At 71.4% G+C, this 21064-nt stretch carries 20 protein-coding genes; 4 read left to right on the top strand and 16 right to left on the bottom strand.

The genetic code is table 11. From position 1 onward, the window contains the following. Positions 1–145: 145 nt before the first annotated feature. The 13 genes from ABT254_RS11710 to ABT254_RS11650 form a co-directional block, all read right to left on the bottom strand. Entirely contained in the window at positions 146–829 is a 684-nt protein-coding gene (locus ABT254_RS11710; protein WP_351467150.1) for a hypothetical protein, read from the bottom strand. A 25-nt stretch (positions 830–854) separates the two neighbouring features. Then, positions 855–1355: an Rv1363c family protein gene (locus ABT254_RS11705; protein WP_351467147.1), complete on the bottom strand. Its 501-nt coding sequence runs from the start codon at positions 1353–1355 to the stop codon at positions 855–857. Beyond that, positions 1328–2599, bottom strand: coding sequence for an MCE family protein (locus ABT254_RS11700; RefSeq protein WP_351467144.1), 1272 nt, complete (start codon positions 2597–2599; stop codon positions 1328–1330). The genes ABT254_RS11705 and ABT254_RS11700 overlap by 28 nt, the downstream gene beginning before the upstream one ends. Then, the gene (locus ABT254_RS11695) at positions 2596–3867 is read right to left on the bottom strand and encodes an MCE family protein (protein ID WP_351467141.1); all 1272 of its coding nucleotides are present in this window, start codon (positions 3865–3867) and stop codon (positions 2596–2598) included. Before ABT254_RS11695 ends, ABT254_RS11700 begins: the two co-directional genes overlap by 4 nt. Continuing rightward, the gene (locus ABT254_RS11690; protein ID WP_351467138.1) at positions 3864–4991 is read right to left on the bottom strand and encodes an MCE family protein; all 1128 of its coding nucleotides are present in this window, start codon (positions 4989–4991) and stop codon (positions 3864–3866) included. The genes ABT254_RS11695 and ABT254_RS11690 overlap by 4 nt, the downstream gene beginning before the upstream one ends. Next, entirely contained in the window at positions 4988–5968 is a 981-nt protein-coding gene (locus ABT254_RS11685) for an MCE family protein (RefSeq protein WP_351468057.1), read from the bottom strand. Before ABT254_RS11685 ends, ABT254_RS11690 begins: the two co-directional genes overlap by 4 nt. Before the next feature lie 254 nt (positions 5969–6222). Next, positions 6223–7260 (bottom strand): MCE family protein, encoded by a 1038-nt coding sequence (locus tag ABT254_RS11680; RefSeq protein ID WP_351467135.1) that lies wholly within the window; start codon positions 7258–7260, stop codon positions 6223–6225. Then, positions 7257–8492, bottom strand: a complete 1236-nt coding sequence (locus ABT254_RS11675) for an MCE family protein (RefSeq protein ID WP_351467132.1) — start codon at positions 8490–8492, stop codon at positions 7257–7259. Before ABT254_RS11675 ends, ABT254_RS11680 begins: the two co-directional genes overlap by 4 nt. A gap of 5 nt (positions 8493–8497) precedes the next feature. Further along, positions 8498–9301, bottom strand: a complete 804-nt coding sequence (locus ABT254_RS11670) for an MlaE family ABC transporter permease (protein ID WP_351467129.1) — start codon at positions 9299–9301, stop codon at positions 8498–8500. A 3-nt stretch (positions 9302–9304) separates the two neighbouring features. Next, positions 9305–10075 (bottom strand): MlaE family ABC transporter permease, encoded by a 771-nt coding sequence (locus ABT254_RS11665; RefSeq protein ID WP_099932182.1) that lies wholly within the window; start codon positions 10073–10075, stop codon positions 9305–9307. Next, entirely contained in the window at positions 10072–11019 is a 948-nt protein-coding gene (locus tag ABT254_RS11660) for an ABC transporter ATP-binding protein (RefSeq protein WP_351467125.1), read from the bottom strand. Before ABT254_RS11660 ends, ABT254_RS11665 begins: the two co-directional genes overlap by 4 nt. A gap of 603 nt (positions 11020–11622) precedes the next feature. Further along, entirely contained in the window at positions 11623–12636 is a 1014-nt protein-coding gene (locus ABT254_RS11655) for an RNA polymerase sigma factor (RefSeq protein WP_351467122.1), read from the bottom strand. A gap of 234 nt (positions 12637–12870) precedes the next feature. Then, entirely contained in the window at positions 12871–13887 is a 1017-nt protein-coding gene (locus tag ABT254_RS11650; RefSeq protein ID WP_351467119.1) for a lytic transglycosylase domain-containing protein, read from the bottom strand. Between the two features lie 85 nt (positions 13888–13972). Between ABT254_RS11650 and polX the strand changes: the two genes are divergently transcribed. Then, positions 13973–15724, top strand: coding sequence for a DNA polymerase/3'-5' exonuclease PolX (gene polX, locus ABT254_RS11645; protein WP_351467116.1), 1752 nt, complete (start codon positions 13973–13975; stop codon positions 15722–15724). A gap of 16 nt (positions 15725–15740) precedes the next feature. Here the strand turns inward: polX and ABT254_RS11640 are convergent, their stop codons facing one another. Both ABT254_RS11640 and ABT254_RS11635 read right to left on the bottom strand, forming a co-directional pair. Beyond that, positions 15741–16247, bottom strand: a complete 507-nt coding sequence (locus ABT254_RS11640) for a hypothetical protein (protein WP_351467113.1) — start codon at positions 16245–16247, stop codon at positions 15741–15743. Further along, complete coding sequence (locus ABT254_RS11635) at positions 16244–16810, bottom strand: RNA polymerase sigma factor (protein WP_351467110.1); 567 nt, start codon at positions 16808–16810, stop codon at positions 16244–16246. The genes ABT254_RS11640 and ABT254_RS11635 overlap by 4 nt, the downstream gene beginning before the upstream one ends. A gap of 248 nt (positions 16811–17058) precedes the next feature. Here ABT254_RS11635 and ABT254_RS11630 point away from each other — a divergent pair, with 248 nt between their 5' ends. Next, positions 17059–18612 (top strand): carboxylesterase/lipase family protein, encoded by a 1554-nt coding sequence (locus tag ABT254_RS11630; RefSeq protein ID WP_351467107.1) that lies wholly within the window; start codon positions 17059–17061, stop codon positions 18610–18612. 355 nt (positions 18613–18967) lie between these two features. Further along, entirely contained in the window at positions 18968–19501 is a 534-nt protein-coding gene (locus tag ABT254_RS11625) for an RNA polymerase sigma factor (RefSeq protein WP_351467104.1), read from the top strand. On the opposite strand, the gene ABT254_RS11620 is transcribed toward ABT254_RS11625, so the two are convergent. Further along, the gene (locus ABT254_RS11620) at positions 19478–19981 is read right to left on the bottom strand and encodes a hypothetical protein (protein WP_351467101.1); all 504 of its coding nucleotides are present in this window, start codon (positions 19979–19981) and stop codon (positions 19478–19480) included. The genes ABT254_RS11625 and ABT254_RS11620 overlap by 24 nt on opposite strands. Positions 19982–20409: 428 nt before the next feature. Here ABT254_RS11620 and ABT254_RS11615 point away from each other — a divergent pair, with 428 nt between their 5' ends. After that, positions 20410–20967 (top strand): 4'-phosphopantetheinyl transferase superfamily protein, encoded by a 558-nt coding sequence (locus tag ABT254_RS11615; protein ID WP_351467098.1) that lies wholly within the window; start codon positions 20410–20412, stop codon positions 20965–20967. The last annotated feature ends 97 nt before the right edge of the window (positions 20968–21064 follow it).

Below are 21064 nucleotides of genomic sequence, written 5' to 3'. Positions count from 1 at the left end.
GGCCAGCTATTCCGTAATGCGGAAGTTGCTTTCTGCTTAATGGAAGACTGCCTGTGGTCGGGGAGGACTGTCAAGAGCGCCCGCCGAAGCGCGGACAAAAAAGTGCCCCCGCGCGGACGGCGCGGGGGCACGGTGAAGCGGCTGATCACAGGGCGTCTACGGCGCTCACCCTCCAGCCCTCGGAGGTACGGCTCATCGTCATCCGCACCCGGTTCAGGTCCAGCCGGGAGCCGGAGACCTGGGTGCTCTGCGTGACCTGGTTGACGAAGAGCAGCACCGTGACCCTGTCCGGTGCGGCCGAGGCGACGGAGGCCGCGGGCACGGTCGCCCTCACCACCCCGTGGTACTTCCGCGCCGTCGGCCCGACCACCGTCTTCGTGGTCTTCCCGTACTGCTCCTTGAAGTGCCCGGTCAGCAGCGTGCGGGCCCGGGCGAAGTCCCGGTCCAGATGCCGGTAGTCGTACGACAGCACGACCGGCGCCGCCTGCTTCGCCGCCGCGAGCGCCTGCGACCGCGCGCTCTCCGCCTGCCGGGCCTGCGCGTACTGCCGGCCGAGCAGTGCGGCGGCGACCAGGGCCGCCACCAGCAGGACGCCGAGCACCGGGGTGAGCAGCTTCCGCCGGGGCCCGGGCGGGGGTGCGCTCCCCTCCGGTTCCGTCAGGGCGTCCGGGTCCTGCTCCAGCGGCTTTGGCGAGGGCTCCGGCGGGTCGTCCCAGCGGTCCGGGGCCGGCGGCTCGGGCCGCTGCTGGTACTCCACCCGCTTGGCGCGCTTGGCCGCCGCACGGGCCGCCGCGCTCATCGTGCGGCTCCGGGTGGTCGGGTTCGCCATGGTCGTACTCCTCACTGGGGGCCCGTCAGCTCACGAACTCGACGTCGGAGGTCAGCCAGCGCCCGCCCCGGTACACCAGGTCGAGCTGCAGCCGGTAGGTGCGCGCCTGCCCCTGGGGTGCGGCGGTGTTGGTGACCTTGCTGTCGGCGACCACCAGGACGCGGCCCGAGTGGGCGTCGGAGCGGACTATGCCGGCGTCCAGGACCTGCCCCTCGGAGACCGACTTGTTCTGGGCCACCAGCTTGGTCAGCTGTGCCGTCTGCGCGGTGAACTGCTTCTTGAAGTCACCGGTGGCGCCCTTGAGGACGTTCGCGCTGTCCCGGTCGTAGTGCCGGTAGTCGAGCGAGGTGAAGTTCAGCGCGGACTGGCGGGCCGCGGCCAGGAGATCCTGGCGCCGCTGTTCCGTCGCGTGCCGGTCGTGCAGGGCGAAGCCCAGCCAGCCGGCGATCGCGGCGGTGAGGACGGTCGCCGCGACCAGCCCCACCGTCAGGACCCTGTTCATGCCATCGGGCCGACGAGCAGCCATTGCCACGACTCCTTTCCGAACACCGTCTGCTGGCCGCCCGTCGAGCCGATCTCGACGGGCCTTCCGTCCGGACCGGTCGCGGTGCCGGTGTCCGGGTCGTACGGGGTGATGTACGCCGCCTGGTTCGCGCCGCCGGATGACCCACCGGGGGCGTTCTGTGCGCCGCGCACGGACGTCTTGCCGCCGCGCGGGGCGGTGCAGTGCGCGTCGGTGTTGGCCGCACGCGTGCTGGTGTCCGAGGGGTCGCGCCAGGTGGTGCCGTACCCCTTGGTGCACGGCTGCGGGTCGCCCGCGTTCACCACCAGCCCGAAGTGGGTGGTGCCGTCGCCCGGGACGACCGTGTAGCTGCCCGCGACCAGCGCCGGGAAGGTGACGAGGGCCTGCTCCACGCCGGGCAGGTGCGCCAGCGTGACCCGGCCGCCGCTGATCAGGTTGGCCAGCAGGACCGACAGGCCCGGGCCGGTCGACTTCAGCAGCGAGTCGACCTGCTGTGCGGCCGGTGTCGCGTTGCCGATCACCTTGCGCAGGTCCCCGTCGCTCGCCTTCAACTGCGCGCTGAGCGCCGCCAGATCGTGCGCGAACGACTTGATGGACGAGCCCTGGTCGGCCTGGGTCTTGAGGACCTTCCGCGAGTTCTCGATCAGCGAGACCGTCTCGGGCAGGGACCGGGACGCCGACTCCACCAGCGCGTTGCCCGAGTCGACCAGGCGGCTCAGGTTGGGGCCGGTGCCGTCGAAGGCCTTGCCCAGCTCGTCGACGGTGACCCGCAGATCGTTCTTGCCGACCGAGTTCACCAGCCGGTCCAGGCTGAGGACCAGGTCCGTCGTGGGCAGCGGCACGCGGGTGCTGCCGCGCGGGATGGCGCTGCCGTCGAGGAGATAGGGGCCGTGGGAGGTGCGCGGCTGCAGATCGACGTACTGCTCGCCCACCGCCGAGCGGTCCGCCACCACCGCGAGGGTGTCCGCCGGGATGCGCGGCGCCCCGTCCTTGATGTCGAGGGCGACCGAGACGCCCCCGGAGCCGCTCAGCCGCAGCGCGCCGACCTTGCCCACGGGCACCCCGCGGTAGGTGACCTCGGCGCCGGGGAAGATGCCCCCGGAGTCGGCGAAGTCGGCCCGCACGGTGTAGCCGCGGCCCAGGACGTCGTCCACCAGGCCGGTGTACCGGGCGCCCACGTACGACACCCCGACCGCGGTGACGGCCGCGAAGGCCACCAGCTGTGCCTTGACCGTACGAGTGATCACGGCCGGACCCCCTTCAGCATCAGCTCGGCGAGCGCGAGGTCGATGCCCTCGGGCGGCTTCGCTCCGGTGGTGTAGCTGCTCGTGCAGACCGGCGGGCACAGCGGTCCGCCGCCGCTCGAGGGTGACGACGGCACGGAGGGCGAGGACGGCAGGCTCGGCGTGCTCGGCAGCGGGGCCGGTGTCGGGACGCCCGGCACATGCGGGAGACCCGGTGCGGGGGAGCCGCCCGGCGTCGGCGAACCGCCGTCGCCATGGCCGGAGTCGCCGCCCGCCACGTTCCCGTAGAGGTCCGCCAGATTGAGGTCCGCGGTGATGTGCAGGTTGACGTAGTCGCCCTTGACGGTGTCCACGGCGTTGCGTGGGAACGGGTAAGTGGTCAGCAGCTCAAGGGAGTTGGGCAGGTCGTTGCCCGACTTGTTCAGCTGTTGCAGGATCGGCCGGAGCTTCTTCAGGTTCGCGACCGTGTCGTCGTGCGAGGCGTCGACCACCTTGGTGCCCGCCTTGCCCAGCTTCGACAGGGCGGTGAGCATCGTCGTCAGGTTGCGCCGCTGGTCGGCCAGGACCTTCAGGGCGGGCGGCATCGTTTCGACGGCCTCGGCGATGGTCTTCTTCTCCTTGCCGAGCCGCCCCGAGAGCCGGTCTACGGCCTTGATGGCACGGATGATGTCGGCCTTCTGCCGGTCGAGTCCGCCGACGAAGGTGTCCAGCTCCTTCAGCAGTGATCTGACCCGGTTCTCCCGGCCGTCCAGGGCCTTGTTCAGCTCCACGGTGATCGTCTTCAGCTGGGCGACCCCACCGCCGTTGAGCAGGGCGGACAGGGCGGAGAGCACCTCCTCGACCTCCGGGTTGCGGCCGCTGCGGGAGAGCGGGATGCGGTCGCCGCCGCGGAGCCGGCCCACGGGGGCGGTGCCGGCCGGGGGTGCGAGCGCCACGTACTTCTCGCCCAGCAGGCTGGTCTGCCGCAGCTCGGCGACCGCGTTCGCGGGCAGCTTCACCGAGTCGGCGACCCGCAGCCGTACGCGCGCGTGCCAGCCGTCCAGCTTCACCTTCTCCACCGCGCCGACGGTGACGTCGTCGACCTTCACCGCCGACTGCGGCACCAGGTCGAGGACGTCACGGAAGTCGACGGTGACGTGGTAGGCGTGTCCGTCGTCGGCCGCGCCGCCGGGCAGCGGGACGTCGTACCAGCCGTTGAACTCGCAGCCGGACAGCAGCAGCGAACCGACCGCCGCCCAGGCGAGTGTCCCGGCCTTGCGTCGTGTGCTCATGCGCTCGCCCCCAGGATCCCGCCGAGGGTCCTGTCGACCGTGCCGGTCACCGCGGTGCCCTGCGTGGGCAGTTCGGGCAGCGAGTCGAAGAGCTTCTTCAGCTGCTTGCAGTCGGGGTTCCTGCCGCCCGTGTCGCCGGTCGTCCGCAGGATCGAGCACAGCAGCGAGGCCGGGTCCTGCGCCTGCTGGGCGTTGTTGCGGGTGTCGAGGGTGCCGGAGGACGGGTTGTAGGCGTTGTTGAGGTTCGACAGGCCCGTGGGTGCGACCCGCAACAGCTCGTCCAGGGCGGCCCGTTGGGTGACGAGCACCTTGGTCACCTTGCTGAGGCCCTTCACGTTCGAGGTCAGGGACTTCTTGTTGTTCTTGACGAACGCGGACACGTCGGCGAGCGCCGTCCCCAGGTTCGCCAGCGCCTCCGCCAGGTCCTGACGCTCGCCCGAGAGCTGCCGTGCGACGTCGGCGAGACTGGTGTTGAAGGACCGCACGCTCTTGTCGTCGGACGCGAGTGCCGCCGTGAACACCTGGAGGTTGCGCACCGTGCCGAACAGGTCCTTGCGGCCGTCGGACAGGGTGGTGACCGCCTGCGACAGGTCCTGGACGCTCCGGTTGAGGTTCGCGCCCTGCCCGTCGAGGTTGTCCGCGCTCACCCCGAGCAGCCGGGAGAGGGAGCCGTCCTTGTTGGCGCCCTTGGGGCCCAGCGCCTCGGCCGTGGTGTGCAGGCTGTCGAAGATCCGGTCCAGTTCCACGGGTACGGCGGTGCGGTTCTCGGGGATGACGGCACCGCTGTGCATGACCGGACCCTTCCGGTACACCGGCAGCAGCTGTACATAACGGTCGCTGACCACCGAGGAGTTGATGATCGCGGCCTGGGCGCCGGCCGGCACCTTGCGCCCGTGGTCGTACTCCAGCTCCACCCGCACCCGCTCACCCTCGGGCGTGATCTTCTTGACCTCGCCGATGCGGACGCCGAGGACGCGGACGTCCGAGCCGGGGTAGATGCCGACGGCGCGGGGGAAGTACGCGGTGACGCGCACCGGCTCGGGCCGCGGCCACAGCACATAGGTGAGGGCGGCGACCAGGGCGAGTGCGGTGAGCACCGCCAGACGTGTCTTCAGGCGCCTCACTGTGAACCTCCCGTCCGCGGTGTCACCGGAGCGGCGACCAGGTTCTGGACGTAGGAGTCGAACCAACGGCCGTTGCCCAGGGCGTTGGTGAAGACCCGGACATACGGCGCGAGCAGCCGCACGCTGCGGTCGAGGCTTGCCTGGTTGCGTTCGAGCATCTGCACCACACGCTTCAGGCCCTCGAGCGCGGGCCCGATCTCCTTCTCGTTGTCCTGGACCAGTCCGGAGAGCTCGATGCCGAGCGCGGCGGAGGTCTTCAGCAGCTTGTGGATCGCCTCCCGCCGCCTGCTGATCTCCCGGAACAGCTGGTCGCCGTCCTTGACCAGCGCCGTGAAGTCCTTGGAGCGGTCGGCGAGCACACCGGTCGTGCCGTTCGCGTGGTCGAGGAGCTCACCGAGGGCCTGGTCGCGGGAGGCGACCGTGCGGGAGATCTCCGACAGGCCCTTGATGGACGCGCGCACCTCGGCGGGCGAGTCCTGGAAGGTGGCGGAGATGGTGTCCAGGGCCTTCGCCAGCCGCCCGGTGTCGACCTTCTCCGTGGTGGTGGTCAGGTCGCTGAACGCCTGCACGACGTCGTACGCCGGCACGGTGTGCCTGAGCGGGATCTCGCCGCCCGGCTTCAGCCGGCCCGGCCCCTTGGGCTGCAGCGCGAGGTACTTCGCGCCGAGGATCGTCTTGATCCGGATCGACGCGCCGGTGTCGGCGCCGAGGCCGGGATCGCCCTTGACCTTGAAGGTGACCTTGACGTGGTCGCCGTCCAGGTCGACGGTCTCCACCTTGCCGACCTTCACCCCGGCGATCCGCACCTCGTCACCGGGCTTGAGCCCGCCGGCCTCCGAGAAGGCCGCGCTGTACGTGTCGCCGCCGCCGATGAACGGCAGGCTGTCGGCGTTGAAGGCGGCCACGGTCAGCAGGGCGAGGACGGTGAGGCCGACCGCCCCGATGACGACGGGGTTGCGTTCGCGGAACGGGATCAGGCGGGGCCGCCGTATCCGTATGCGCGGCAGCCTGGGCGGGTCGATGCGCACCTTCATCATGGGCTGCGGGCGCGGTGCCGCCGGGCGCGGCTGCGGCAGCGGCTTCGGGCGCCGCAGGCGAGGCGGGTCGATGCGCACCTTCATCAGCGGTTCCGGCTTCTGCGGCCGGGGCGCACGACGGGGCAGTCGTGGCCTCGGCAGCTTCGGCCGGTCGATGCGGACCTTCACCAGCGGCTCCGGGCGGGTCTTCCGGCTCATGATCCGCACCTCGCCCTCGCCACGTGCAGATCGGGGGTGAGCGCCTGCTTGGTCTTCGGTAGCACGATCCGGCCGTCGAAGTCGCAGAGGTAGAAGTTGAACCAGGAGCCGTAGGACGCGGTCCCCGTCAGTGCGTTGAGCTTGTTCGGCAGCCGCTGCAGGACGCCCTCCACGGTCTTCTCGTTGTCGTTCAGCGTGCCGGTGAGATCGGTCAGCCGGGCGATGTCGTCCTTCAGCGGCGGCCGCGCGTCCTTCAGCAGCCCCGAGGTGGCGTCCGTCAGATCGCCGATGCTCGCCAGCGACTGGCCGATGGGCTTGCGGTCGGCGGACAGCCCGGAGACCACCCGCCGCAGCTGCCCGATCAGTTCGGAGAAGCGGGAGCCGCGCTTGTCCAGCGTCTTCAGCACGGTGTTGAGGTTGTCGATCACCGAGCCGATCAGCTTGTCCCGGCCCGCCAAGGTCGTGGTGAGCGAAGCGGTGTGCGCCAGCAGGCTGTTCACGGTGCCGCCCTCGCCCTGCAGCGTCTTGACGATCTCGGTGGCGAGCTGGTTGACGTCCTGCGGGCTGAGCGCGGCGAACAGCGGCTTGAAGCCGTTGAGCAGGGCGTTGAGGTCCAACGCGGGCTGCGTCCGCCGCAGCGGGATCGTGCCGCCGGGCTTCAGCGGGGTGCCGTCGCCCGCGCCCTCCGTCAGGGCGACGTACCGCTGTCCGACCAGGTTGCGGTAGCGGACGACGGCGTGGGTGCTGGTGAGCAGCGGCCGGTCGGCGCCGACGGTGAAGGTGATCTCCGCCAGCGTGCGGTCCTTGATCCGGATGCCCTGGACCTGCCCGACGCGCACTCCGGCGACCCTGATGTCGTCGCCCTTCTCCAGCCCTGTGACATCGCTGAAGACGGCACGGTAGGTGCGGTCCGGAGTGAAGGAGAGGTTGACGATGGTGGCGGCGAGCAGGGCCGTCGCCAAGATCGTCACCAGCGCGAAGAGGCTGAACTTGATGAGGGGGGCGGCGGTCTGCCGCGCTGCCGAGGTCCTCATGCGACGCTCACCGCCGTCCCGCGCGCCATCGGCCCGAACAGCAGCGTCGCGACCGGCGGCACCTGGTCGGCGGGCATCCCCATCACGGGCGACACCAGCGAGCCGACGGCCCGCTGTTCGGCCCGGGTGGCGGAGACACCGAGCGGACCGGACGAACCGCCCTTCCCGGAGCCGTCGTTGAGGTGGAAACCCGGCGCGGGCACCGAAGGATGCGGCAGATCACGGCAGTTCGGCCCGGACCGGTCGGCGTAGCGCGGCTCCTCGCCGGGCCGGTACGCCCCCTGCTGCCGTACGACCTCCAGCGTGATGTGCATCTTGCCGCCCCGGAACGCCTGCTCGGACGCCTGCTCCTCGTGGACCAGGCCTGCGAAGAGGCACGGGTACTCGGGGGAGTAGCGGGCGAAGAGTTCGAGGGTCGGGCGGGAGACCTGCCCCAGGGTGATCAACCGGTCGCCGTTCTCGTCGAGGAAGTCCTGTGCGGTGCCGGCGGTGCCGGCCGTCGTGGTGAGGGCCGACGCGAGCCGGTCCCGCTCCGCGACCAGCGTGCGGCTGGTGGTCACGGTGCTGCGCAGGATCTCCATCAGGTCCGGCGCCGCGTCGCCGTACACCTGGGCGACATCGGCCAGCCGGGCGAAGTCCTCCGTGAGGGACGGCAGATGAGGATTGAGGCGGTGGAGATAGTCCTCCACACGCGTGAGGTTCTCGCCGATCCGCTCGCCGCGCCCTTCGAGGGCGGTGGCGAACGCGGACAGCGTGGCGTTGAGCTTGCCGGGCTGCACGGTCCGCAGCAGCGGCAGCAGGTCGTTCATCACCTGCTGCAACTCGATGCCGACGCGGGTGCGGTCCTGCGTGATCACGTCACCGGCACGGATGGGCCGGGCCGAGGAGCGCGCGGGCGCGACCAGGTCGACGTACTTCTCGCCGAACAGCGTCTTGGGCAGCAGCCGGGCCCGCACGTCGGACGGGATGTCGGCGGCGTACTCCGGCTTGAGCGCGATGTCGAGCGTCGCCTTGTGCCCGTCGGCGTGCACCGAGCGCACCTCGCCGACCAGCAGGCCGCGCAGTTTGACGTCGGCGCGCGGGTCGAGCTGGTTGCCGAGGCTGTCGGCCTCCAGCCTGATCCGTACGACCGGCGTGAACGCCTGCCGGTACACGGCGACGGACAGCGACAGCAGCAGGGCGAGTACGGCGAGGAACACCACGCCGTACAACCGCAGTCTCCACACCCTCATACGGTTCACCCCGCAATCCGTACGGTCGTGTTGGCGCCCCAGATGGCCAACGAGAGGAAGAAATCAAGGACGTTGATCGCCACGATCGAGGTCCGCACGGCACGGCCCACCGCGACGCCGACGCCCGCCGGGCCGCCGCTCGCGTAGTAGCCGTAGAAGCAGTGCACGAGGATGATCAGGACGGCGAAGACCAGGACCTTCCCGAAGGACCACAGCACGTCGACCGGTGGCAGGTACTGCTGGAAGTAGTGGTCGTAGGTGCCCGCCGACTGCCCGTAGTAGCCGGTGGTGATCGTGCGGGCGGCGAGGTAGGAGGACAGCAGCCCGATCACGTACAGCGGGATGACGGCCACGAACCCCGCGATCATCCGCGTGGTCACCAGGAACGGCAGCGAGGGCACGCCCATGACCTCCAGGGCGTCGGTCTCCTCGCTGATCCGCATCGCGCCGAGCTGGGCGGTGAAGCCCGCGCCGACGGTCGCGGACAGCGCGAGTCCGGCGACCAGCGGGGCGATCTCACGGGTGTTGAAGTACGCCGAGAGGAACGCCACGAAGTTGGAGGTGCCGAGCTGGTTGAGCGCCGCGTACCCCTGGAGACCCACCTCGGTGCCGGTGAAGAACGACAGGAAGGCGATGATGCCGACCGTGCCGCCCACGACGGCGAGGGCGCCGCGGCCGAAGCTCACCTCGGCGAGCAGCCGCAGGATCTCCTTCTTGTACCGGCGCACGGTACGGCCCGTCCACGCCAACGACCGTCCGTAGAAGGAGAGTTGACGGCCGAGCTCCTCCAGACTGCTGAACAGCGCCATGCCTCAACCCCTCTGCGGGACGACCTGGAAATACACCGCGGTCATCACGAAGTTCGTCACGAACAGCAACATGAAGGTGATCACCACCGACTGGTTCACGGCATCGCCCACACCCTTCGGGCCGCCCTTCGCGGTCAGTCCCTTGTACGAGGCGACGATCGCCGCGATCGCCCCGAAGACCAGCGCCTTGATCTCCGCCGCCCACAGGTCGGAGAGCTGGGCGAGGGTGGTGAAGGAGGCGAGATAGGCGCCCGGGGTGCCGTTCTGCAGGACGACGTTGAAGAAATAGCCGCCGGCGACACCGACCACCGACACCAGCCCGTTGAGCAGCACCGCCACCACCATCGAGGCCAGCACCCGCGGTACGACCAGCCGGTGGATGGGATCGATGCCGAGGACCTGCATGGCGTCGATCTCCTCGCGGATCTTCCGGGCCCCGAGGTCCGCGCAGATGGCGGTGCCGCCGGCGCCCGCGATCAGCAGCGCGGTGACGATCGGCGAGGCCTCGCGCAGTACGGCGAGCACCGAGGCGGCACCCGAGAAGGACTGGGCGCCGAGCTGCCGCGTCAGACTGCCGATCTGCAACGCGATGACCGCCCCGAAGGGGATGGACACGAGCGCGGTCGGCAGGATGGTGACGCTGGCGACGAACCAGGCCTGCTGGATGAACTCCCTTGCCTGGAAGGGGCGTCGGGGCATCGTACGGACGACGTCCAGCGCCATCGCGAACAGGTTCCCCGACTGCCGCAGCGCTCCGGTCGGCGACAGTCTCATACGTCCGCCACCGCCTTCCGGCGCCGCAGTTCCGCCTCCCGCCGGGCGATCGCCTCCCAGCGTGGTGGCCGGGTGATGCCGGGCCCCGGCAGCAGGCGGGGAGTCAGAGCCTGGCTGCCGGGTGTCTGCGCGGTCTCGCTTCCGCTCAGCGCGGCCAGCTCCTGTTCGACCTGGGCGGCGTCCTTCTCCTCCGCCATGCCGATCGGGCCCTGCATCCGCCCGTTCAGGAACTGCCTGACGACCGGCTCGTCGCTGGTCAGCAGTTCCTCCCGCGGCCCGAACATGACCAGCTCGCGGCGGAACAGCAGCCCGATGTTGTCCGGTACCTGGCGGGCGGAGGCGATGTCGTGGGTGACGATCAGGAAGGTCGCGTCGATCTGGGCGTTGAGGTCGACGATGAGCTGGTTGAGATAGGCGACGCGGACGGGGTCGAGACCGGAGTCGGGCTCGTCGAAGAGAATGATCTCGGGATCGAGGACGAGGGCGCGGGCGAGCCCGGCCCGCTTGCGCATGCCGCCGGATATCTCCCCGGGCAGCTTCGCCTCCGAGCCGATGAGCCCGACCATGTCCATCTTCTCCAGCACGATGCGCCGGATCTCGCTCTCGGACTTGCGGGTGTGCTCCCGCAAGGGGAACGCGATGTTGTCGTAGAGGTTCATCGAACCGAACAGCGCGCCGTCCTGGAACAGCACACCGAACAGCTTCCGCACCTCGTACAGCTCGTGCTCGCGCAGCCGTGTGATGTCCCGCCCCGCGATCTTCACGCTGCCCCGCTCGGGTTTCAGCAGCCCGACGAGCGTCTTGAGGAACACCGACTTGCCCGTGCCGGAGGGGCCGAGCATGACGGACACCTCCCCGGCGGGCAGCGTCAGCGAGACGTCCTGCCAGATGACCTGGTGACCGAAGGACTTGGTCAGCCCTTCCACACAGATCTCGACACCCATCCGGTCCACCTCTCGGCCCGTGGAGCAGCTCCGACATCTGCTCTACGGGGAGGGGCGGGGGGTCCGTCGCGGGGAGGTGGATTTTTTTCTCAGGGGTGTGCGGGGTGCCTGCGGCGGCCTGGGCGGGGCGGGGCGCGGGCGGCGGGTCCGAGGCGCTCGGGGGCTGGGGGGCCGGAGGTTGGGCGTCGGGGTGGGGGGCCGCGTGGGACGGTGCCGCTTTCAGTGGGCCGGGTGCCGCCCCAGCGGCACGACTGCCCGCAGCTGGGGTGGGATGGGCGGCGCCGGTGGTGCGACTGGTCGCGGCTAGGGCGGCATGGACTGGCCACCGGCAGACGAGTGCTCGCAGCCAGAGCGGGACGGTGGGCGACGGCTGCGCGACTGGCCGCAGCTAGGGCGGGATGGGGGGGCGCCGGTGGTGTGACTGGTCGCGGCTAGGGCGGCATGGACTGGCACTGGCACACGAATGCTCGCAGCTGGGGCGGCATGGACGGTGCCGGCGGCACGATCGTAGTTACGTCGGCGGCGGCGCGACTTCCCGCGGCTGCGGCACGGCTGCCCGCAGTGGCGTCGCTGCGGTTGGCGTCGGTGGTGCGGCTGTTGCCGTTACGGGAGTCCGGTCGGCGTTGGTGCCGGGAGTGAGGTCGGTGCGGACGGGATGTCCGGGGTCTTCGGGAGGCTGGGCAGTGTTGTCGTCGGGGTGGGGACGTTCGGCAGGGCTGAGAGGTGGGGGGTGCTCGGCAGGCTCGGGACCTCGGGGACGGCGGGGACCGGGGACAGTGATGCCTTCGGGAGGGGAGGGACCGACAGGGGGAGCAGGGAGCCCTTGTGGGTTCTGCCGGTCGGCGCTGCCGATGCCGTCGACCGTTCGCGAGCCTTCGCGGTGGGCGTGCGGCCGGCGCTTGCGGGGCGTACCGTCTCGGCGGCTTTCCCGGGGGCGGGGGACGCGGCCGGCGGGGGAGTCGTGGCCGGGTGGCCGCCGTCCAGGGCGTACGGCAGGACGAAACCGGCCACCGCCAGCGTGGCCGCCGTAGACGCGGCCGCCACCGCCTGCGCCTTGCCGCCCGCCCGCAGCCGCCCCCGCCCGAACAGGAACAGCACGAACCCGAGCGTCCCGGCGAGCGAGGCGCGCAGCGTGCGCCGGGCCCGGGCCAGCAGCGACTCGACGGTCCGGTAGCTGAGCCCCATCCGCACGGCGACCTGGCTCACGTCCAGGTCCTCGGACTTCAGCCGCAGCGCCTCCGCCTGCCGCGCCGGCAGCTCACCGCTGCGCACCGCCAGCCACCTGGCCTCCGCCCGGTCGCACACGGCCTCCTCCACCGGCACCGGCCCGGGCGCGATCAGCGTGGGGCTGGTGCGGACCTCGGCCTCCCGGTTGACCTGCCGGTACCGGTCGACGCACAACCGCATGGTGACCGTCGTCAGCCACGCCCCGAGCCGCTCGTCGTCCAGGTCCGGCCGCTCGGCCGCACGCAGCATCGCCTCGTGCACCGCGTCCTCGGCGTCCTCCTGGCTCATCGACCTGCGCCGGGCCACCCTGAGCAGCTGCTCACGGTGGCTCCACATGCGTCGCCAACGCTCGTCGGCAGCTCTTGCCTCCGCAGGTATCTCCGTCGCCATGAGGGCCCCTTTGCGCTCACCGCCTGTGTCGCTTCCCCGGCCGGGCGCGCGACGCCCGGCACGCACGCTCGCCGCGTCGCGATCGCACGCACCAGACGCCGTCCGCTGATCCGGCCGGTGACATGACACAGGCGCACCCACCGGTCTCGTCCCAGCCCGGCGGAGGGCGACATTACCGCCCGGTAGCGGCGGTTGTGGAGGGGGGAGCGGGCATCGAGTCCGCGCCGTTACTGGTCAGCCGCCGGTCAGCGGGAGGCCGCTGGGCAGCACGTCGTCGGTCGGCAGGGCGAGGGACGGGGTGGGCACCGGGGTGAGGGGTTCGGGTGAAGTACCGGCTGTCGGATGGGAGTTGGACGGGGACGGAGAGGCGGGCACGGACGGGGTGGAGACCGGCCGAGGGGACGGCTTCGGCGTCGGTTTCGGGGTCGCGGCCGGTTTCGCGGGGTGCGAGGATCCCGGACGCGTCGAGGGCCGTACCGAGGAACCCGTGGAACCGTCCGGAACCACCGTGTGCCCCTCCAGGAAGTACGCGTACCAGGCCTTCACCGTGCGCAGATAGGCCTCCGAGTGGTTGTAGCCGAGGATCGCCCGGTCCAGCCCCGCCGGCTCGGACAGATCCCCTCCGGCCGCGCACAGATACCGCCCGGCGGCGAGCGCCGCGTCGAAGACGTTGCCCGGGTCGGCCCGCCCGTCGCCGTTGCCGTCCGCTCCCCAGCGGGCCCACGTGGACGGGATGAACTGCATCGGGCCCACCGCACGGTCGTACACCGTGTCCCCGTCGTACGCGCCACCGTCCGTGTCCCCTACGACGGCGAAGGCACCGCCGTCCAGACGCGGGCCCAGGATCGGCGTCACTGTCGTGCCGTCCGCGCTCACCCGTCCGCCGTCCGCCTGCCCCGACTCCACCTGCCCGATCGCGGCCAGCAGCTGCCAGCGCAGCCCGCAGCCGGGCGCGGTGCGCGCGAGCTCCGCCTCGGCACGGCGGTACGCGGCGAAGACCGTCGCGGGCACCGCGCCGCCCGCGCCCGCCGGTGCCCCGTCCTCGTGGCCCGTGTGCCCCCGCGTGAGCGGGGGAAGCTCCGTGCGGTACGGGGCGTCGCCGGACACGCTCGGCCCGTGCCCGGCGGACTGCGCCACCGGCGCATCCGCCCGTGCCGGGATCGTCCCCGGCGCCTGCGACGCGGTCAGCGCCGCCATCGCCGCCGCTGCCACCGCCGTACCCCTGACCCGCCTGACCCTGCGCCCTGTCACCTTGCGGTCCCCTCCCTGAGAACTCCTGTCATCTGCTCTACGGGGGAGGACGGCACGTCCGTCGCGGCATGCCTACCCTGAAGATGTGGCCCGGTCCAACGACGAGGTCGCCGCGCTGCTCCAGGAGTACGCGGACCTAATCTCGATCACCGGAGGAGACGCGTTCAAGGCACGCGTCTACGAGAAGGCTGCACGGTCGATCGGCGGCCACCACGCCGACGTCGCGACGCTCGACCTCAAGGGCCTCCAGCAGATCCCGAACATCGGCAGGTCGATCGCCCAGAAGGTGCTGGAGTACTTCGACCACGGCAGCGTCTCGGCCGTCGAGGAGCTGCGGGCGAAGATCCCCGCCGGGGTCCGCCGGCTGACCGCCATCCCCACGCTCGGCCCGAAGAAGGCACTGACGGTCTACGAGGAGCTGGGCATCTCCTCGGTCGAGGAACTGGCCGACGCCATCCACGAGGAGCGGCTGCGCGACCTCAAGGGCTTCGGACCGAAGACGGAGGAGAACATCCTCCACGGAATCTCGCTTCTCCAGTCCGCCGGGGGCCGCGTCCAGATCGACCTGGCCATGGACCTCGCCGACGACATCGTGACCGGCCTGTCCGCGGTGCCGGGCTGTCTGCGCTGCGCCTACGCGGGGTCACTGCGCCGGATGCGCGAGACGATCGGCGACATCGACATCCTCGCCGCGGCCACGAAACCGGCCCCGATCATGCGGGCGTTCACCGAGCTGCCGTACGTCACCGAGGTGATCGGCACGGGCGAGAAGAAGACGTCCGTGCGCACCAGCAAGGGCCTCAACGTCGATCTGCGGGTCGTGCCACCGGATTCCTGGGGCGCGGCACTGCAGTACTTCACCGGCTCCAAGGCGCACAACATCCGCACCCGCGAACTGGCCGTGCACCAGAAGCTGAAGCTCTCCGAGTACGGGCTCTTCGACGTCGAGAGCGGCAAGAAGATCGTCTCCGAGACCGAGGAGGAGGTGTACGCCCGGCTCGGGCTGCCCTGGATCCCGCCGACGCTGCGCGAGGACCGCGGGGAGATCGAGGACGGACTGCACGGCGAACTGCCCGACCTGGTGACGGAGGCGGACCTGCGCGGCGATCTGCACTCCCACACCGACCTCACCGACGGCCTCGCCCCGCTGGAGGAGATGGCGCAGGCCGCCGCCGAGCGCGGCTGGGCCTACTACGCGATCACCGACCACGGCCCGGACATGGCCATGCAGCGCATGACGGACGAGCGGATGCTGGCCCAGCGCGAGCGGGTGCGCGAGCTCGACGGGACGTACGCCACCCGGGGCAGGCGCGGCGGACTGCGGTTGCTGCACGGCGTCGAGCTGAACATCGGCCCGGACGGCGAGGTGGACTGGCCCGGGGAGTTCCTCGCCGGCTTCGACCTGTGCGTGGCCTCCGTGCACTCGCACTTCAGCCAGGGGCGCGAGGCCCTGACCCGGCGGATCGTACGGGCCTGCGAGAACCCGTACGTCAACATCATCGGCCATCCCACCACCCGCATCATCGGCAAGCGGCCCGGTATCGACGCCGACCTCGACGCGATCTTCGCCGCCTGCGCCCGCACCGGCACCGCCCTGGAGATCAACGCCCATCCGGACCGCCTCGACCTGCGCGACGAGGACATCCTGCGGGCCGGGCGGCACGGGGTGAAGTTCGCCGTCGACAGCGACGCCCACGCCGTCCCCCACCTGGCCAACATGCGCTACGGCATCGGCACCGCCCAGCGCGGCCGGCTCACCCGGGAGGACGTCATCAACACCTGGCCGGAGCGCCGGCTGCGGGGCTTCCTGCACAAGGGGCGGCAGGGCAGGCCGTGACGGAGGGCCGCGACCATCATCGGTCCCCGTCCGCCTCGACCGGGCCCCGGTCGCGGCGGGCGAGGGCGCGGCGGGCGGCGCGGTCCACCATCATCAGGCCACGGGAGTGGCCCAGCGGGCGCAGCGCTCGCTGGAAGGGCGCCGACCAGGGCCGGCGCAGACCGCCGAGCACCGCGAACCGGGTACCCGAGCCCTCGGGGACGGCGGCCATGCCGCCCACCACATGGCGGCTCTGCATGAGACACCACCCGGTCTGCAACAGGACGTCGAAGCGGGCGGTGTGCCCCAGGGGGCCGTACGCCCAGGCCACCTGCCGGTCCCCGGAGGTCGGGTAGCAGCGGAACGCCCGCAGCGTCGGGACCAGATGGGGCAGTTCGTGCTCCAGGTCGCCGGCGACGGCCCACACCTCCGTGATCGGCAGGTCCAGATGGGCGTCCGCGTACATGACGGCGTGCAGTCCCCCCGCCAGGACGCGCAGGCGGCGGACCGGGTCGAGTTCGGCTGTCGGCCAGTGGGAGTTCATCGCGGCCACGCCTTTCGGAAGCTGTGTCGGGCCCGGTGCAGACGGGACTTCACCGTGCCCGAGGAGATGTTGAGGATTTCACTCGCCGACCGCTCGTCCAGGCCCTCCAGTTCCCGCAGAACCAGGACCGCGCGGTGTTCGGTGGACATGCGCCGCAGGACGTCCCGTACGTCCACGGCGAGTTCGGGGCTGCGCGGCCAGGCGAGGTCGTCGAACTCGCACACCGGTGTCTCACGCTCAGCCCGGCGCGCCACGCGCACCGCCTCGCGCACGGTGATCGTGCGCACCCAGCCGTACAGGGCACGCGGATCCTGGAGCCGGGGCAGCCCCTGGAAGACCGCGATCAGCGCTTCCTGGACGGCGTCGGCGCTGTTGTTGAGGGCGATCGGCCGGCACAGCCTGCTGACATACGGGGTGAGCAGGCTCAGCAGGTCGTTGAGAGCCATCGCGTCACCGGCCTGGGCAGTCCGGACAAGGGGGGCCGCCGCGGACCAGGGGTCCTCCCGGGCGGTCCGCGGGGGAGCCGGGTCCTGTGGCAGGGTGCCCGCTCTGGCCGTGTTCATCTGCTGTTCTCCTCCCTTGCTCGGCGACGCTCCGGCGCCACCGAGGCGGCGCCGGTGCGGGAGCTTCGGTGGAGAGGAGGAGCCGCATCGGCCAGGTACTCCCGGCTTTCGTGAACTGGCGTGAACTGATGCGGGCGGCGAGGGAGTGCATCGGCTCTCCGGTGCCTCTACTCGGATGTCGGTGATGCCCGCCGTGGCGGCCTGATACCGGGCCGCCACGGCACCCGAGCATGGAGGAGGACGGGCACGTGCCGAGGGATTCGCGCGTCGAGGTGCATACCGAGCGGGGCCGGGTGTCCGGCCGGATGGAGCCGGTCGACGGAGCGCGGGGCGCCCGCGCACGGGTGGCCGCCTTCCGCGGTATCCCGTTCGCGAGACCGCCGTTCGGCGCCCTGCGGTTCGCCGCGCCCGAACCGCCCGAGCCCTGGGACGGCGTACGCCGGGCGACCGAGTTCGGTCCGGCGGTGCCGCAGTACGACCGGATGAACCCGGCGGGCCCGGCCGCGGGCGGCGCCGGTCCGGCCCCCGACTGCCTGACCCTCAACGTGTGGTCGCCGGATCCCGGCGCGGCCGGACTGCCGGTCATGGTGTGGTTCCACGGCGGCGCCTATGTCTTCGGGCACTCCGGCGATCCGGTGTACGACGGTTCTGTGACGGCCGCCGGGGGAGTCGTCGTGGTGACCTTCAACTACCGCGTGGGCATGGAGGGGTTCGGGCACATCGCCGGCGCCCCCGCCAACCGGGGCCTGCTCGACCAGATCGCCGTGCTGCGCTGGGTCCAGGAGAACATCGCCGCGTTCGGGGGCGACCCGGCGCGCGTCACGGCCTTCGGCGAGTCGGCCGGCGCCGGGTCCATAGCCGCGCTGCTGGCCACCGACGCGGCGGCCGGCCTGCTGCGGCGTGCCGTGGCGCAGAGCGTGCCCGGCTCCTACGTCACCCCCTCCCTCGCGGCCGATGTCGCGTCGGCCGTGGCCGCGCGGCTGGGCCGGCCCGCCACGGCGGAGGCGCTGCGCACGACGGACCCCGCGGCGCTGGTGCGGGCGGCCGAGGACGTGTTCGCCGACCGCCACCGGCACGCGGAGGGCTGGGGCGCTCTGGCCCATGCGGAGACCGTGTTCTCCCCGGTCGTCGACGGTGTGCTGCCGGCCTGCGTCCCGTGGGACGCGGTCGAGCGCGGCGCCGCCCGCGGGATCGACCTGCTGCTGGGCTGGAATCGCGACGAGTACCGGCTGTTCATGGCCAAGCGGGGCGAGTTCGGCAAGGTGGACGCGCACCGCGCCGGGTGGGCCCTGGAGGTCTTCGGCGCCGCGGTGGGCGGCGAGCGCGCCTACCGGGACGCCTTTCCCGGGCTCGGCGCGGAGGAGCTGTACGAGCGGGTGTGCTCCGACTGGCTGTGCCGGGTGCCCACGCTGCTCCTGCTGGAGGCGCAGGCCGCCGCGGGCGGAAGGGCGTTCGCCTACGAACTGCGCTGGCCCGCGCCCGCGTTCGGCGGTCGGCTCGGCGCCTGCCACGGGCTCGACGTACCGCTCGTCCTCGGCACCCTGGACGCGCCGGCGGCCCGGATGATGCTGGGGCCCGGGCCGTCGCCGGAGGCGGTGGAGCTGTCCCGCCGGATGCGCGCGGCCTGGGTACGGTTCGCCGAGACCGGGGATCCGGGCTGGCCCGCCCAGGGCACGGGTGGCAGACCGACGAAGATCTACGACCGCGGGGACACCCTGGCCGAGGATCCGCTGCGGCCGTCCCGTGAGCTCTGGGAAAGACCAGGATTCAAGGTTTTGGGTCTTGAGTCTGTCGATGCGTAGGATTCCGGGGCCGTGTGCCGGAGGCGCTGCGCGGACGTGATCGTTGTTCACGTTTTCCGGTTACTCACGGATCGGTCGAGGGCTACGATCTTCGGTCTCCGGATGCCTGTGCCTTTCCAGTGCCCGGTGCTAGGGTTGCCGACGGTGTGCGTGTGCTTTTGAATTCGCCATCGACGGGGGTGTTGTATATGGTTCTGCGTTTTTCCGGGGAAGCGGAATTCTGTCATTTCAATGAGAAGCGGTGTCAATACGGGAAGGGTCCGTACGGTTCGTCGCGGTTGCTGAGTGCTTTTTCCCGCGGGTTTCCCAATTCCCCTCCTCTTGCGCGTGCGGCGGCGCCGGAAGCGGCGATGCGGTGACGGGGGGCAGGGAAGCGCGCACGCTGCACGCCCCCGAGCTGCTGGCCCGCCTGGTCCAGGGGGCCCAGCGCGGCGACGCCCTGGCGATGGACGAACTGCTGGGCATCCTCGCCCCGTACGTCGGCCGGATCTGCGGGCCCGTCGCGCTCCAGGACGGCGCGGACGCGACGCAGGAGGCGCTCATCGCGGTCTTCCGCAGCATCCGCCAACTCAAGGAGCCCGCCGCCCTGTTCGGCTGGGCGCGGGCGATCGCGGTGCGTGAGGCACTGAAGATCGCGGGCCAGCGCCGCCGGCAGCCGACGGTGCCCATGGAGTGGGAGGAGGCGCCGTCCTCCGGCGACCTCCACCTGGCCTCCGACATCGCCGACGCGCTGCAGCGGCTGGCGCCCGAGCACCGGGCGGTGCTGATGCTGCGTCATGTGGAGGGGCTGAGCGAACAGGAGGTCTCCGCCCTGCTGGAGATACCCGTGGGGACGGTCAGGTCCCGGTTGTTCCGCGCCCGGCGGTCATTCCGCTCGGCCTGGGGCTGACCTGGCGGCAACCCTCTCACCCAGGCGGTCGAGCATGTCCTCGGCCCGGCGCGCGGACCACGGTGCGCGCATCCGGTCGAGGAGATCGCCGGCGGGCAGGCGCAGGCTGGTGAAGAAGGCGAACCGGCAGCCGTCGCCGTCCGCCACCGCCGCCATTCCGCTGGTCAGCACCTTGCCCTGCATCAGGCACCAGCCGGGGCGCAGTACGACGTCGAACTGTTCCTTGTAGCCGAACGCACCGACCGCCTGCCCGGACAGCCGCTCGCCGGAGGACTGTGTGACGGTGAAGGAGCGCAATCCGCCGACCATGAGAGGGAGTTCGTTCTCAAGATCGGAGGCGACGGGCCACAGCTGCTCGAGGGGCACGGCGAAACGGCGCTCGGCGTAGGCCGGATGCTTCGCGGTGGACGCGATGACCTGTAGCCGGCGTACGGCATCGAGTTCGGCTGCCGGCCAACCGCTGTTCACCGAACCGGTCATTGCTTCGCTCCCTCTGCCGCGTATGTCAGGGAGAATCGCATCGCCCGCCCCGCACGGTCAAGGCCCGGCAAAAGCGATGGTGCCGGTGACCCGGATGGCCGCCGGGTAAGAGATTCATGCCACGGGGAGTGCATCGGTGCCGCGCGGCCTCTTTGTATGTGGCGGCGGTCGCCGGGTGCCCGGAAAATGTGAGCCCGGCCACTCCGCCGTGTGATCCGGCAGCCTCCGGCGAAAGGGACAAGGTCTTGTCCGGACATTCTCCGGTATCCGGGCTCCGGCCCTTTCGGGAGCCATCAGCCAAGGACAGGGAAACGAGCATCGTGCAATTCGGTGGGACGCTCCAGATTCTTCCCCGCGTATTCTCCAGCGCTGGGCCGCGTATTCCGGGGATGGGCTTTGCGGTCGCCTCGGTCCATGAGGGGCCGCCGGTGGCCGTGACCGAGGAGGAACGGCGGCTGGCGCGGACGATGCCGCAACCGCGCCGCCGCGACTTCCTCATCGGGCGCAGCGCGCTGCACCGCGCGGTGCGCGCCGCCGGGACGAGCGTCGGTGCCGTCCTGTGCGACGGACCCCGGCCCCGGCTGCCCGAAGGACTCTCGGCGTCGATCAGTCACTCCCGCGGGGTCGCGGTCGCCGTCGCGGGTCCCGCGGACCGCTTCCCGGCCCTCGGCATCGACCTCGAACTGGGAGAACTGCCAGTGCGTGCCGCTCACCTGGTGCTGCGGGAGCCCGAGCAGCCGCTGCTCGGCCCGCCCCCGGCCGCGGCCTCGCGGCTGCTCGCCCTCTACTCCGCCAAGGAAGCCGCCTTCAAGGCCCTCAGCCCGCTCATCGGCGCCGACCTGCGCGGACTGCGTGACCTGCGGCTCACACCGGACGGCAGCGGATTCCTCGCAGAGGCCGTGGGCCACCCCGAGCCGGGTGTGCGCGTGAGCGTACGGCACCTGCCGCAGGGCGGCGTGCTGTGCTGGGCGCTGCCGGCCGGCTGAAGCCCCGGACGGGGAGCTGGGCCGCGGCCTTCTTCCGCTGCCTCCCTCCGTACCGCGACACCTGACTGTCCCTGACTCACCCGAACGTCCCCTCATC

This window comes from Streptomyces sp. NPDC001137, assembly GCF_040298885.1.
Lineage (GTDB): Bacteria > Actinomycetota > Actinomycetes > Streptomycetales > Streptomycetaceae > Streptomyces.
Note: the sequence above shows the minus strand (reverse complement) of the source record. Positions and strands in the feature narration are given on the sequence as shown.